At 70.8% G+C, this 13241-nt stretch carries 10 protein-coding genes; 3 read left to right on the forward strand and 7 right to left on the reverse strand.

Annotated features, from left to right (window positions below):
• Position 1: 1 nt before the first annotated feature.
• The 3 genes from BM085_RS05230 to BM085_RS05240 all read left to right on the forward strand — a co-directional run bounded on the left by BM085_RS05230 (position 2) and on the right by BM085_RS05240 (position 4607).
• Positions 2-994 carry an ABC transporter substrate-binding protein gene (locus tag BM085_RS05230; RefSeq protein ID WP_093885891.1) on the forward strand — a complete coding sequence of 331 codons (993 nt, stop codon included), beginning with the start codon at positions 2-4 and terminating at the stop codon, positions 992-994.
• Between the two features lie 16 nt (positions 995-1010).
• Positions 1011-1937, forward strand: coding sequence for an ABC transporter substrate-binding protein (locus BM085_RS05235; RefSeq protein WP_093885892.1), 927 nt, complete (start codon positions 1011-1013; stop codon positions 1935-1937).
• Between the two features lie 204 nt (positions 1938-2141).
• Entirely contained in the window at positions 2142-4607 is a 2466-nt protein-coding gene (locus BM085_RS05240) for an excinuclease ABC subunit UvrA (RefSeq protein WP_093885893.1), read from the forward strand.
• Between the two features lie 148 nt (positions 4608-4755).
• On the opposite strand, the gene BM085_RS05245 is transcribed toward BM085_RS05240, so the two are convergent.
• The 7 genes from BM085_RS05245 to BM085_RS05275 all read right to left on the reverse strand — a co-directional run bounded on the left by BM085_RS05245 (position 4756) and on the right by BM085_RS05275 (position 13150).
• Positions 4756-5343 carry a GTP-binding protein gene (locus tag BM085_RS05245; protein ID WP_093885894.1) on the reverse strand — a complete coding sequence of 196 codons (588 nt, stop codon included), beginning with the start codon at positions 5341-5343 and terminating at the stop codon, positions 4756-4758.
• Positions 5324-5686, reverse strand: a complete 363-nt coding sequence (locus BM085_RS05250) for a DUF742 domain-containing protein (protein ID WP_031158931.1) — start codon at positions 5684-5686, stop codon at positions 5324-5326. The genes BM085_RS05245 and BM085_RS05250 overlap by 20 nt, the downstream gene beginning before the upstream one ends.
• Before the next feature lie 27 nt (positions 5687-5713).
• Complete coding sequence (locus BM085_RS05255; RefSeq protein WP_093885895.1) at positions 5714-6136, reverse strand: roadblock/LC7 domain-containing protein; 423 nt, start codon at positions 6134-6136, stop codon at positions 5714-5716.
• Positions 6133-8985, reverse strand: coding sequence for a nitrate- and nitrite sensing domain-containing protein (locus BM085_RS05260; protein WP_177244960.1), 2853 nt, complete (start codon positions 8983-8985; stop codon positions 6133-6135). The genes BM085_RS05255 and BM085_RS05260 overlap by 4 nt, the downstream gene beginning before the upstream one ends.
• Positions 8986-9206: 221 nt before the next feature.
• A complete protein-coding gene (locus tag BM085_RS05265; RefSeq protein ID WP_093885897.1) occupies positions 9207-11492 on the reverse strand; it encodes a [protein-PII] uridylyltransferase in 2286 nt (761 codons plus the stop codon).
• A 3-nt stretch (positions 11493-11495) separates the two neighbouring features.
• A complete protein-coding gene (locus tag BM085_RS05270; RefSeq protein WP_012888521.1) occupies positions 11496-11834 on the reverse strand; it encodes a P-II family nitrogen regulator in 339 nt (112 codons plus the stop codon).
• The gene (locus BM085_RS05275) at positions 11831-13150 is read right to left on the reverse strand and encodes an ammonium transporter (protein ID WP_093885898.1); all 1320 of its coding nucleotides are present in this window, start codon (positions 13148-13150) and stop codon (positions 11831-11833) included. Before BM085_RS05275 ends, BM085_RS05270 begins: the two co-directional genes overlap by 4 nt.
• Between the last annotated feature and the right edge of the window lie 91 nt (positions 13151-13241).

Raw genomic sequence — 13241 nt, forward strand, 5'->3', positions numbered from 1 at the left:
CATGAGGATCGGACGCAGGGTCCGCCTGCTCGCCGGCGTTCTGGCACTTGGACTGGCCGCCGCGGGCTGCGGTGGCGCCAAGGTGGAGACCGGCACCGGCACGGCACGGACGTCCGCGGGCGCCGCCGGATCGTCGGCGCCCGCCGCGGGCGGCACCGTGAGGATCGCCATCAACCCGTGGGCCGGCTACGAGGCCAGCGCCGCGGTGCTCTCCTATCTGCTGGAGAAGGAGCTCGGCTACAAGGTCGAGAAGAAGGAGCTCGCCGAGCAGGTCTCCTGGGAGGGGTTCGAGAGCGGCGACGTCGACCTCATCGTGGAGAACTGGGGCCACGACGATCTGAAGAAGACCTTCATCGAGGAGAAGAAGGTCGCCGTCGAGGCGGGCTCCACCGGGAACAAGGGCGTCATCGGCTGGTACATCCCCAAGTGGATGACGGAGAAGTATCCCGGCATCACCGACTACAAGAACCTGAACAAGTACGCCGCCCTGTTCGCGACCTCGGAGTCGGGCGGCAAGGGCCAGCTTCTCTTCGGCGACCCGTCCTACGTCAGCAACGAAGAAGCGATCATCAAGAATCTCAAGCTGGACTACAAGGTGGTCGTGGGCGGCAGCGAGGCGGCGCTGATCGAGTCCGCCACCCAGGCCCAGCGGCAGAAGAAGCCACTGCTCTTCTACTTCTGGGACCCGCACTGGCTGTTCGACCGGGTCGATCTGGTCCGCGTCAACCTGCCGCCCCACACCGACGGCTGTGACGCCGACCCCAAGAAGGTCGCCTGCGACTACGCCGCGCTGGATCTCGACAAGATCGCGAGCAAGCGGTTCGCCGACACCGGCGGCAAGGCCTACGAGCTGGTCAAGAACTTCTCCTGGACCAACGAGGCGCAGAACGCGGTGGCCAACGGCATCACCAACGACGGGCTGAGCCCCGAGGACGCGGCCAGGAAGTGGGTCGAGGCCAACCCGTCCGTCTGGGCCTCCTGGATCCCCCAGTAAACGATCGGCCGATTCCGTGAGAAGACAACTCGCCGGGGTCGCCGCGGCGCTCCTCCTGCTCACCGCGTGCAGCGGTGAGCAGGAGGCGCCCCCGCCGACCGGCGGCACCGTGAGGATCGCCATCAACGGGTGGGCGGGCTACGAGGCCAGCGCGGCCGTCCTCGGCCGGCTCCTGGAACAGGAGCTCGGCTACGAGGTGCGCAGGGTGGAGCTCAACGAGGCCGAATCGTGGGAGGGGCTCGAAAAGGGCACGGTGGACGTCATCGTCGAGAACTGGGGCCGCGAGGCCGAGAAGAAGACCTACATCGAGGAGAAGAAGGTCGCCGTCTCCGCCGGAAGAAACGGAAACAAAGGGGTGATCGGCTGGTATGTCCCGCAGTGGATGGCCGACCGGTACCCGGACATCACCGACTGGCGGAAGCTCAACAAGTACGCCCATCTATTTAAGACTGATAAATCAGGTAATTTCGGTCAGCTCCTCGACGGGGACGCCTCCTACGTCACCAACGACGAGGCGCTGGTCCGCAATCTCGGGCTCGACTACAAGGTCGTCTACGCGGGCAGCGAGAAAGCCCTGATAAGGGCCGCGAAACTGGCGACCCGGCGGCGCACTCCCCTGCTGATGTATTTCTACGAACCGCAGTGGCTGTTCACCCAGATCAAGTTGGCGAAGATCAATCTCCCTCCCTATGCGATCGGCTGCGACGCCGACGCCGCGAAGGTCGCCTGCGACTACCCGCCCTACCTGCTCGACAAGATCGTGAGCAGGAGGTTCGCCGACACCGGCGGCCGGGCCTACGAGCTGGTGCGCAACTTCACGTGGACGAACGACCAGCAGAACGCGGTCGCGGACGACATGACCGGCGGCCTGAGCGCCGACCAGGCGGCCCGCAAGTGGATCGAGGCGAACAAGATCGTGTGGAAGGACTGGATGCCCGCCTGACACCCCCCGGACCTTCACAACAAACATAGGGTTGCTGCAAATTTATAGCAACCCCAAAAATATCGTCTAGGGTGGTCCGTGACTCCGGCCGCAGCCCCGCGCCGCCGCGGAAGTCCGGGCCGCGCCACTCCTCGGCGACGTTCCCCGGCTTCGCGCGTCCGAGTCCGTCCGCGATCGACCTCCGAAGGAGCACCGGTGAGCCACATGGACGGCACCCCCGACGGCGACGTGATCACGGTCGTCGGGGCCAGGACCCACAACCTGCGGAACGTCAGCGTCACCTTCCCCAAAAACAGGATCGTCGCCTTCACCGGTGTCAGCGGCAGCGGGAAGACCTCACTCGCCATCGACACGGTGCACGCCGAGGCCCAGCTGAGGTATCTGAACGGCGTCTCGCTGTTCTTCCGCCAGTTCATCTCGCCCAGAAACCGCCCGCAGGTCGATCGGATCTCCGGACTGGGCGCGACCCTGGCGGTGGACCAGCGCCGGCTGAACCGCAACCCGCGCTCCACCCTCGGCAGCGTCACCGGGGTCGACGACTTCCTCGGCCTGCTGTTCGCCCGCATGCCGGCGCTGGGGCCCGAAGCCCGGGAGTTCCCCGAGCTACGCGGGCTGACCAGTGCTTATTTCGACAGGTACAGCATGGAAGGCCGGTGCAAGACGTGCGGAGGTATGGGCGTCGAGGTCCGCCCGGCCGAGGATCGGATCGTGACCCGGCCGGACCTGCCGTTGCTCGCGGGCGCCGGGACGTGGTTCGACCGGGCCAACTCCGGGGAGTTCTGGGCGCTGCCCGCCCTCGCCGAGCGGTACGGCGCGGACCTCGCTCTGCCCTGGCGCGAACTGCCGGAGGAGTTCCGGCGGGCGGTGCTCCACGGCACGGGTGACGGGCCGATCACCTACAAGATCACCACCAGGCAGCGGAAGGCGGGCGCCGAGGTCACCGTCGAGCGCAGCGTGCCGTTGAGGGGAGCGGTCTCCGAAGTCTCCAGGCTCCACGACGCCGCGGGCACCGACGCGGCCAGAGAGCACTACGCCCGGTTCATGCGCCGGACCGAGTGCCCCCGCTGCGGCGGCACCGGCTTCGGCGAGGTCGGCCTGACGGTCAGGCTCGCCGGCCTGACCTACCCCGAGGTGATCAGGCTCCCCGTCGAGGATCTGCGCGGATGGGTGGACACGATCGAACCGACGCTCACCCCGACGCAGCGGAAGGTGGCCGGCGACATCCTGCCCGGCCTGGCCCGCCGCGTGCGGCTGATGGTCGAGCTGGGGCTCGGACACCTCCAGGTCACCCGCAGTGCCCCGTCGATGTCGGGCGGCGAGCTCCAGCGGGCGCGGATCACCGCCCAGCTGAACACGGACCTGACCGGGATCGTCTTCGTCCTCGACGAGCCGGGGGCGGGCCTGCACCCCGCCGACAAGCACCCGCTGCGCGAGATCCTCCACGACCTGCGCGACGCGGGCAACACCGTCCTGCTCGTGGAGCACGACCCCGAGCTCATCGCCCTGGCCGACTGGGTGGTGGACCTCGGCCCCGGAGCGGGGCGCGAGGGCGGCAGGCTCGTCGCGTCCGCTCCGCCGTGGGAGCTGAGCCGCGACGAGCGGTCGATCACCGGCGCCTATCTCGGCGGACGCGGTCCCCGTGTCCGCCGGACCCGGCGCTCCGACCCCGCCACGACGCCCCGGCTCGGCCTGATCGGCGTCCAGGCGCACAACGTCCGCCTGGACCGGGTGGACATCCCCCTCCACGCGCTCACCTGCATCACCGGGGTCAGCGGCAGCGGCAAGAGCAGCCTGCTGCACGAGGCGCTCGGCGCGAGCCTCGAGGCCGTGCTCCGCGGCGAGCGCCCGCGGGCCGTCGCCCGGATCGAAGGCGCCGGGCTGCTCGACTGGGTGACGGTCGTGGACCAGAACCCCATCGGCCGCACACCGCGTTCCAGCCCGGCCACCTACACCAAGGCGTTCGACACGATCCGCAGGCTCTACGCCTCCACTCCGGAGGCCAGGAGCCGCGGGCTCGGCGCGGGGGCGTTCTCCTTCAACTCCCGCGGAGGCCGGTGTGAGGCGTGTGCCGGCTACGGCAGACGCCAGGTGGACATGCACTTCATGCCGGACATGTGGGTCGGGTGCGACGTCTGCGAGGGACGCCGCTTCACCCCCGAGCTGCTCGCCGTCACCTACCGCGGCAAGGCCGTCGACGAGGTGCTGGACATGACCGTGGACGAGGCGGCCGAGTTCTTCGGCGAACGCGCCGACCTAGCCGCGACACTGCGCGCCGCCCAGCAGGCCGGTCTGGGCTATCTCCGGCTCGGCCAGAGCGCGACCGAGCTCTCCGGAGGCGAGGCGCAGCGCCTGAAGCTGGCCAACGCGATCCTGCTGGGCGGCGGGAGCCGCGGCCGGGGCCTGGTGATCCTCGACGAGCCGGTCACCGGTCTGCACCCCTCCGACGTGCAGCGTGTGGTCGACGCGTTCGACACGCTGCTCGCGGGCGGCAACTCGGTCGTCATCGCCGAACACGACCTGCACGTGGCCGCCTGCGCCGACTGGATCATCGACATGGGACCGGGCGCCGGCGACAGGGGCGGGCGGATCGTCAACGAGGGCCCTCCGGCGACGATCGCGGCGGGGCCCGGTGTGACCGCGGGGTATCTGCGGCCCCTCCTCGCGGGCTGAGCGCCGGCGGCACGGCGACGGCCGGGTGAACGGCACCGGCCACCATCGCGAGGGACGTGCCACGGCCGGATGACCGGTGACGGCTCCTGCCACGAGGAGCGTGCCGGAGCCGGGCGCCCCCGTCCCGGTGAGATCCGGGGGCGGGGGCTCAGACCGACGTGCCGTGGGTCGCGCGGACCCGCAGGACGTGCTCGACCAGCGTGATGAGCGTGCCCTTGACGGAGCCGCGGGAACGGGCGTCGGTGCGCACGACGGGAACGTGCGGGGCGAGGGCCAGGGCCTCCCGCACCTCCTCCTCCGTGTGCTGGAACTGCCCGTCCCAGCCGTTGACGCCGACCACGAAGGGGAGATTCGCCTCCTCGAAGTAGTCGATCGCCGGGAAGCCGTCGGCCAGCCGCCGGGTGTCGATCAGGACGACCGCGCCGAGCGCGCCGCGGACCAGGTCGTCCCACATGAACCAGAACCGGTGCTGGCCGGGCGTGCCGAACAGGTAGAGGATCAGGTCCCGGTCCAGCGAGAGGCGCCCGAAGTCCATCGCGACCGTGGTCGTCGCCTTGTTCGGGGTGAGACCGAGGTCGTCGATGCCGGCGCTGGCGTCGGTCATCACCGCCTCCGTGGTCAGGGGGAGGATCTCCGACACGGCGCCCACGAACGTGGTCTTGCCGACGCCGAACCCGCCCGCCACGACGATCTTCGTCGAGGTCAGGCCGCCATGGTTAGAGCCTGCGAAGTCCACTGAGAACCCTTTCGAGCATGTTGAGGTCCGGTTGTCCCTGGTCGAGGCGTGGCTGGTGGAGACGGACGAGACCTTCATCGGCCATGTCCGCCACCAGCACACGGGCCACCCCGAGCGGGACCCTCAGCAGCGCCGAGATCTCGGCGACCGACCGGAACGAACGGCACAGCCTGATGATGGCGTCCTGCTCGGGGGTGAGCAGGGCCAGCTCCTCCTCCATGATGAAGGAGGAGGAGACCAGCGTCTCCATCGCCATGTGATACCGGGGCTCGGATCGGCCGCCGGTGACCGCGTATGGACGGAACAGGGGCTCTTCGTCCCCGGTTCCGTCACTCCCGAGCACGTCTCTCTCCCGTGAAGAGCTCGGCCACTACCGCCCCCGGGAGGACTGCAGTTCGGCCCGGAGGGCCGGGGTGAGCACCTGGCCGGCCCGGTCGACGAGCAGGGTCATCTGGTAGGCCACCAGACCCATGTCACAGTCGGCGGCGGCCAGTACGGCGAGGCAGGAGCCGTCACTGATCGCCATGACCAGCATCAGGCCGCGCTCCATCTCGACCACCGTCTGGGTGACGGCCCCACCCTCGAACACGCGGGACGCGCCCACGGTCAGGCTGAGCAGCCCCGCCGCGACGGCGGCGAGCTGGTCCGCGCGGTCGTCCGGGAACCCCTCCGAGCTGGCGATCCGCAACCCGTCCGCCGAGACGCACACCGCGTGCGCGACGCCGGGGGTGGCGCGGACGAACTCGGTGATCAGCCAGTCGAACCTGCGCGCCTCATGGCTCAGGGTCGTCACGAGCCCTCCTCCCTATCCGCCAGGCTCCTGGCGGTGTCCTCGTTCAGTTCGGCACGGCCCCGCCGTACACCCTGCTGGAAACTCGACAAGCGGCTACGTACCCGTTCGGGCGAGAGAGACGGCATCGGGGTGGACGGCACGCTGGCCGCGGCGCCGGGCACCAGGTTGGCTCTGGGAGTCCGCTTGGGCAGGCCCGCCGAGGTGATTCCGCCGAGGGTGGGGTCGCTCGCCGCCTGGGCCGCCTGCCAACCGGCGTCGGCCGGGGTCTGCCAGCCGCCCGCCTCCCGGACCTCCACCGGCTCCCCGACCGGCTCATGGACCGGCTCATGGACCGGCTCATGGACCGGTTCATGGACCGGCAGGCCGTCCGGAGGCGTGGGGGCCTCCTCGATCTCGGAGCCGAGCGGATCGGTCAGCGGGGAGCCCGCGTGCCGCGCGGCCTCCCCGGCGGCGACGGCGTGCTCACCGGTGTTCTCGGCCCGGCGGAACCAGGCCGACTCGATGGACGCGAAGATCGGCAGGAACTCCTCCTGCTCGGATTCGAGCGGGGAGACCCGTACGGCCGGCATCGACGCGGTCGCCGGGTCGTCCTGGGAGTTCTGCCCCCAGGAGGAGAAACCCGGGCCTGGAACGCTCCCGGCGGCGTTCGTCCCCGGGACCGGACGTTTGGGGAGGGGGTAGTCGGCGGCCGACGCCGGAGCGCCGGGCGGGCCCGCGGGGAGCGGCTGCCTGCGGCCCGGGGCCGGCTGGTCGCCGGGGAACGATGTCGAGCCGGACGGGAGGGCCTGCGGGCCGGGAGCGCGCCCGAGCGAGGTCTGCCCGAACGAGGAGGCCGGGGGGATCGAGGCCGGGGGGATCGAGGCCTGCCCGAACGACGTCTGGCCGAAGGAGGTCTGGGCGAAGGGGTTCTGGTCCGGGGCAGGCTGCGGGGCCCGCGACTGGGCGCCCCACGACGGGGTGATGGACGGCGGCTGGATCGCCTCGACGATCAGCTCCGGCGGGAAGAGGACCATGGCGATGAGGCCGCTGGCCTCCTGCGGGCGGAGCTGGACGCGGATGCCGTGGCGCAGGGCCAGCCGGCCGACCACGAACAGGCCCATCCGGCGTGACACCGAGACGTCGACGACGGGCGGGTCGGCCAGGCGGCGGTTGGTCTCGATCAGCTCCTCGGTGGTCATGCCGATGCCGGCGTCGCTGACCGCGAGCAGCGCGCCGCCGCCCTCGATCATGCTGCTGGAGACCACGACCTGGCTGGACCGGGGCGAGAACTGGATGGCGTTCTCCACCAGCTCGGCGACCAGGTGGACGATGTCGTTGGCGGCGCTCCCGGCGACCGAGATCGTGCGGTGCACCTTGACCTGGACCCGCTCGTAGTCCTCGACCTCCGACAGCGAGGCGCGCACGACGTCGACGAGCTTGGCCGGCTGGCTGCGCCTGCGCGCGGGTTCGTGACCGGCGAGGACCAGCAGGTTCTCGGAGTTGCGGCGCATCCGGGTGGCGAGGTGGTCGAGCTTGAACAGGTCCGCCAGGCGGCCGCCGTCCTCCTCGCCCTTCTCCAGGCCGTCGATCAGTGAGATCTGCCGCTCGACCAGGGTCTGGGTGCGGCGCGACAGGTTGACGAACATCGCGCTGATGTTGGAGCGGAGCTCGGACTCCTCGGCGGCCAGCCGTACGGCCTGCCGGTGGACCTCGTCGAAGGCCTTGGCGACCTCCCCGATCTCGTCCTTGCCGTCGACCGAGATGGGGGCGATCTCGGGGGTCTGGGAGTCTCCGGAGACCCGGAGCCTGCGCACGACCTCGGGGAGGGTGAATCCGGCGACGTCCAGCGCCTCGGCGCGCAGGCGGCGCAGCGGCAGGACCATCGAGCGGGCGATGAGGACGGTGAGACCGAGGACCAGGAGCAGCAGCAGGAGGATGAGCCCGGACGCGATGATCGCGTTGCGCTGCTCGGTGTCCTCCAGCATCCGGGCCCGGGTGATCACGTCACCGGCGACCTTGACCTCGACCTTCCGCATCCGGTCGAGGATCGCGCCGTTGTCCGAGAACCACTGTTTGACCTCGTCGAAGTCGGAGAGCAGGCGTCCCTCGTTCCGCGGGTCGCCGGCCAGCACGATCGCCCTGGCCTTGGTCAGCTCGGCGCGGTGCACCTTCTCGTCGATCATGGCCTTGACGAGCAGCTGACCGTTCGCCGGGCTCGCCTCGACGCCGAAGTCCGCCTTGTACTCCTCCATGCGGGACCGGGAGGCGATGAACTTCTCGATCTCCTGGGCGTTGACCAGGGAGGGCACGTAGTAGCCGGCCAGCAGGCGGGCCCGCTGCTTGGAGACCTCCTCCTTGGCGTAGGCCAGCGCGCTGAGCGCACGGGTGTTGCCGATGATCTCCGGGTCGTCGCTGACCAGCGTGAGCTCCTCGTGGAGCTGGAGCAGCGGGGCGATCAGGAGGCCGTACCGTTCCGTGCGGTTCGTCCCGGGTATCTGGCGCAGTTCCTTCAGGCCGGAGAGCTGGTAGCCCACGTCCCTGGCGGCCTCGGCCGTCCGGACGCCGTAGGAGTCGTCGATCGCCTGCAGGTCGAGCCGGACCTTGCCGATCAGCGCGTCGACGGTCTTCATCTGCGCCTCGGCGCTGTCCTTCAGCCCCTTGTTCGAGGTCTGGAAGGAGGACCACGCGCTCCGGTCACGTTCCAGACCGAGGGCCTGGGCCAGGTCGCGGATGTCACCGGAGTACTCGGCCGCCGAGGCGGTCCGCTGGTAGCCCGCCACGCTGTCGACGGAGGCGACCACGCGGGTGCCCGCGAGCACGACGCCCACCGCGGTCGGTACCAGGATCAGAGCCGTGAGGCGCGACCGCACACGCCAGTTCCGCAAGCCGAACCGGGCGGCAGGCCGCTTGCCGCGGTCGTGTGCCGAAGCACCGCCGCTCTCGGATGTCGCCGTCGTCACCGCTCTCGCTACCCCTCACCATCACGACATAAGTGGCCAACATCAGACCACAAGGTCACGGGACATAATCGGCATAACCGACAAACCGGACTTAATCGTTACGAAGGTGACAAGAGAACGATGGTCGATGGTTATCGCAGCGCGGCGAGCACCTGGTCCCGCACCTGTGCCCGCTGGGCCTCGTCGGTCAGAGGACGTCCAGCCCTGTCGACAACGTAGAAGACGTCCACCGCCTCTGCGCCGAGAGTCTCCACACGCGCGGCGCGTACGTCAAGACCACAGTCCCCAAAAGCTCTGCCGATCCGCCACAGCAGTCCGGGGCGGTCGTGCGCGCGCACCTCCACGACGGTCGCCGTGTTGGACGCGTCGTCCACCAGGGAGACCCGCGGCGGCGCCACCGGCACCCGGGCCGGGCGCAGCGACCGGGTCCTTCTGGCCAGGCGTTGCTCGATGTCGAGCCGGCCGGCCAGGACCAGCCGCAGATCGGCCTCCAGCGTCGCCGGATCGGGCGGCGAACCGTACTCGGGCACCACCGAGAACTCGATGACGGCGGTCGACCCCGCCGAGGCGGCCGAGGCCGCGCGGACCACCATCCGGTGCGCGGCGAGCACCCCGGCCGCGCGCCAGAGCAGCCCCGACCTGTCCGGCGCGACCACGGTGACCGCTCCCCCGTTGACCCGTACGGCGCCGCCGCCGTGCCGGGCCAGGGACGCCTGCGCGGCCGAGAGCGCCGGCGCGGGCGGCAGCGGGGTGCCGGACAGCACCGAGCGCACCCGGCGCACGAGGTCGGTGACCAGCGAGGCCTTCCAGGAGTTCCAGGCGGCCGGCCCGGTCGCGTTGCCGTCGGCCACGGCGAGGGCCGCCAGCAGTTCGAGGACCTCACGCGAGCCGACGGCCTCGGCCACCCGGGAGATCGTCACCGGGTCGTCCAGGTCGCGGCGGGTCGCCGTCTCCGGCAGCAGCAGGTGGTGGCGGACCACGGTCTCCAGGGTGTCCACGTCCGCCGGGGACAGGCCGATCCGGGTGCCGATGTCGCGGGCCACGACCGCGCCGGTGGTCGAGTGGTCACCGGGCCAGCCCTTGCCGATGTCGTGCAGGAGCGCGGAGATGAGCAGCAGGTCGGGCCGGGACACCTCGCGGGTGAAGGAGGCGGCTCCGGCGGCGGCCTCGATCAGGTGCCGGTCCACGGTGTAGCGGTGCACGGGGTTGCGCTGCGGGCGGTGCCGTACCCGCTCCCAGTCGGGCAGGAGCCGCACCAGCACTCCCGCCTGGTCCAGCTCCTCCCAGACCGGTACCGCCGCGCGTCCCGCGCCGAGCAGGGCGACCAGCGCGTCGCGGGCGCCGTCCGGCCACGGGACCGGGAGCGGCGGGGACTGGGCGGCCAGCGCGTTCACGGTGGCGGGCGCGAGGGGCAGCCCCGCCTCGGCGGCGGCCGCGGCGGCGCGGAGCACGAGCACGGGGTCCTTGCGCGGGTCGACCCCGCGGGCGAGCACGACCTCGCCGCCGTGCTCGACGACGCCGTCGGCGAGCGGGCGGCGGCCCCTCGGGGCGGGGCCCGACAGCAGCCGGTCGACGGTGCGCCAGGTGGCGTCGAAGGCGTGCGCGACGGTACGGCCCGCCTCGGCGAGCCTGCGCATCAGCGCCTCGGCGTCGAGCAGGCCCAGCGTCCCGGCGACCGCGTCCTGTTCCTGGAGCACCAGCCGGTCGGCGCCCCGGGCGGTCACCAGGTGCAGGCCGTGCCGTATGTCGAGCAGAAGTTCGTAGGCCTCGCGGACCCGGGGGCCCGGGGCCGAGGCGACCCAGGCGGCGGCCACGGCCTGCATCGCCTGCACGTCGCGGATCCCGCCGCGTGAGTCCCTGAGGTCGGGTTCGAGCAGGAAGGCCAGCTCACCGCTCGCCTCGGCACGCTTGTCGGCGGCGTCGCGCAGCTCGCCCAGGCGGCGCCTGGAGTCGGCCCGCCATTCGGAGAGCACGCTCTCGCGCGCCGCGCGCGTCAGCTCGGGGTCCCCCGCCACGTGCCGGGCCTGGATCAGCCCGAGCACCGCCTTGAGGTCGCCCCGCGCGACCACGGCGGCCTCCTCCACGGTCCGCACCGAGTGGTCGAGGCCGACGCCGGAGTCCCAGACGGGGTACCAGACGCGGTCGGCGATGCGCGCCACGTCGTCACGGCCGTTGTGCAGCAGGACCAGGTCCAGGTCGCTGCCCGGGGCCAGCTCCGCGCGGCCCAGGCTCCCCACCGCGACGAGCGCGACGCCGCTGAGGGCGCCGCGCTCGTCGGTGTTCCTGTGCTCCCCGTTCTTCCCGGTGCGCCCGTACGGCGTGCCGCAGGCGGTCCTGAGCAGGTCCGTCAGCCACCGGTCGATGTCCGCGGCCCGTTCCCTACGGGCCGCGGCGTACGAGCGGGTGTCGCCTCTCACCGGTCAGAGCGCCTCGGGTCCGCGTTCTCCGGTGCGGACCCGGACGACCGTGTCCACCGGAACGGACCAGACCTTGCCGTCGCCGATCTTGCCGGTCTGCGCGGCCTTGACGATGACGTCGATGACGTCCTCGGCGTCGTCCTCCTCGGCGAGCACCTCCAGCCGGACCTTGGGCACCAGGTCCACCTGGTACTCGGCGCCCCGGTAGACCTCGGTGTGACCGCGCTGGCGGCCGTACCCGCTGGCCTCGCTGACCGTCATGCCCTTGACGCCGAACTGCTCCAGGGCTGCCTTCACGTCATCGAGTTTGAAGGGCTTGATGACCGCGGTGATGAGTCTCATGCGCCGACCTTCTTGGACGCCGGGACGGCGGCCGTACCGTTGACGGCGGCCACGCCCGAGGAGTGGATGGTGCCGAGGTCGTAGCCCGTCTCGGCGTGGGAGGTGATGTCGATGCCGGTGATCTCTTCCTCGGCGCCGATCCTGAAGCCCATCGTCTTGTCGATGACCTTGGCGATGATCCACGACACGACGAAGGAGTAGAGGCCGACCGCGACCGGACCCAGCACCTGCACGCCGAGCTGGGAGAGCGGGCCCCCGAGGAGGATCCCCTTCTCCTGGCCGTCGGCGAACGGGTAGGCCGCGACGAAACCGAGCGCCACCGCGCCGACGACACCGCCGACCAGGTGGACGCCGACCACGTCGAGGGAGTCGTCGTAACCGAGCCTGTACTTCAGGCCGACCGCGTAGGCGCAGGCGACACCGGCGATCGCGCCGATGACGAACGCCGCCCAGGGGTCGACGAAGCCGCAGGCCGGGGTGATGGCGACCAGGCCGGCGACGGCGCCCGAGGCCACGCCGAGGCTGGTGGAGTGACCGTCACGGAGCTTCTCCACCAGGAGCCACGCACCGGCGGCGACCGCGGTGGCGATCTGGGTGTTGATGAACGCCAGGCCGGTCGTCCCGTCCACGGCGAGCTCGGAGCCGGCGTTGAAACCGAACCAGCCGAACCACAGCAGACCGGCGCCCAGCAGAACGAGCGTGAGGTTGTGGGGCCGCATCGGGTCCTTGCCCCAGCCGACGCGCTTGCCGATCACGAGCGCGACCGCCAGGGCGGCGGCGCCGGCGTTGATGTGGACGACCGTGCCGCCGGCGAAGTCCTCGATGCCGAGGCTGCTCAGCCAGCCGCCGCCCCACACCCAGTGGGCCACGGGGAAGTAGACGAGGCTCACCCAGACGATCCCGAAGACGACCCAGGCGCCGAACTTGACGCGGTCGGCGAGCGCGCCGCTGATCAGAGCCACCGTGATGATCGCGAAGGTCATCTGGAACATGGAGAAGACCAGGCTCGGCATGCCCGTGCCGTCATCCTTCGTCGCGGTCTCCACCATCCCGGCCAGGCCGATGTTGTCAAGACCGCCGATGAACTTGTTGACGATGCCCGTGCCGTCGCCGACGGCGTCGAAGGCCAGCGAGTGGCCGTAGAGAACCCAGGTGATCGTCACGACGATGATGCTGACCCACGACATCATCATCATGTTGAGAACGCTCTTGGCCCTGGTCATGCCCCCGTAGAAGAACGCGAGCCCAGGAGTCATCAGCAACACCAGCGCGGTGGCTGTGAGCATCCAGGCAGTGGTGCCGCCATCGATCTTCATTCGACGCGACCCTCCCTTACAAATGGCGTGTGGCCGATTTCACGGTCGCAGTGAACGCTTCCTGGGCTCCGTCGACCGGCCGCGCACTGAC

This window comes from Streptosporangium canum (genome assembly GCF_900113865.1).
GTDB lineage: Bacteria > Actinomycetota > Actinomycetes > Streptosporangiales > Streptosporangiaceae > Streptosporangium > Streptosporangium canum.

Coding starts and splice junctions, on each gene's coding strand:
- BM085_RS05270 (WP_012888521.1), bottom strand. CDS start 11,834: ATGAGACTCATCACCGCGGTCATCAAGCCCTTCAAACTCGATGACGTG.
- BM085_RS05230 (WP_093885891.1), top strand. CDS start 2: ATGAGGATCGGACGCAGGGTCCGCCTGCTCGCCGGCGTTCTGGCACTT.
- BM085_RS05275 (WP_093885898.1), bottom strand. CDS start 13,150: ATGAAGATCGATGGCGGCACCACTGCCTGGATGCTCACAGCCACCGCG.
- BM085_RS05240 (WP_093885893.1), top strand. CDS start 2,142: ATGGACGGCACCCCCGACGGCGACGTGATCACGGTCGTCGGGGCCAGG.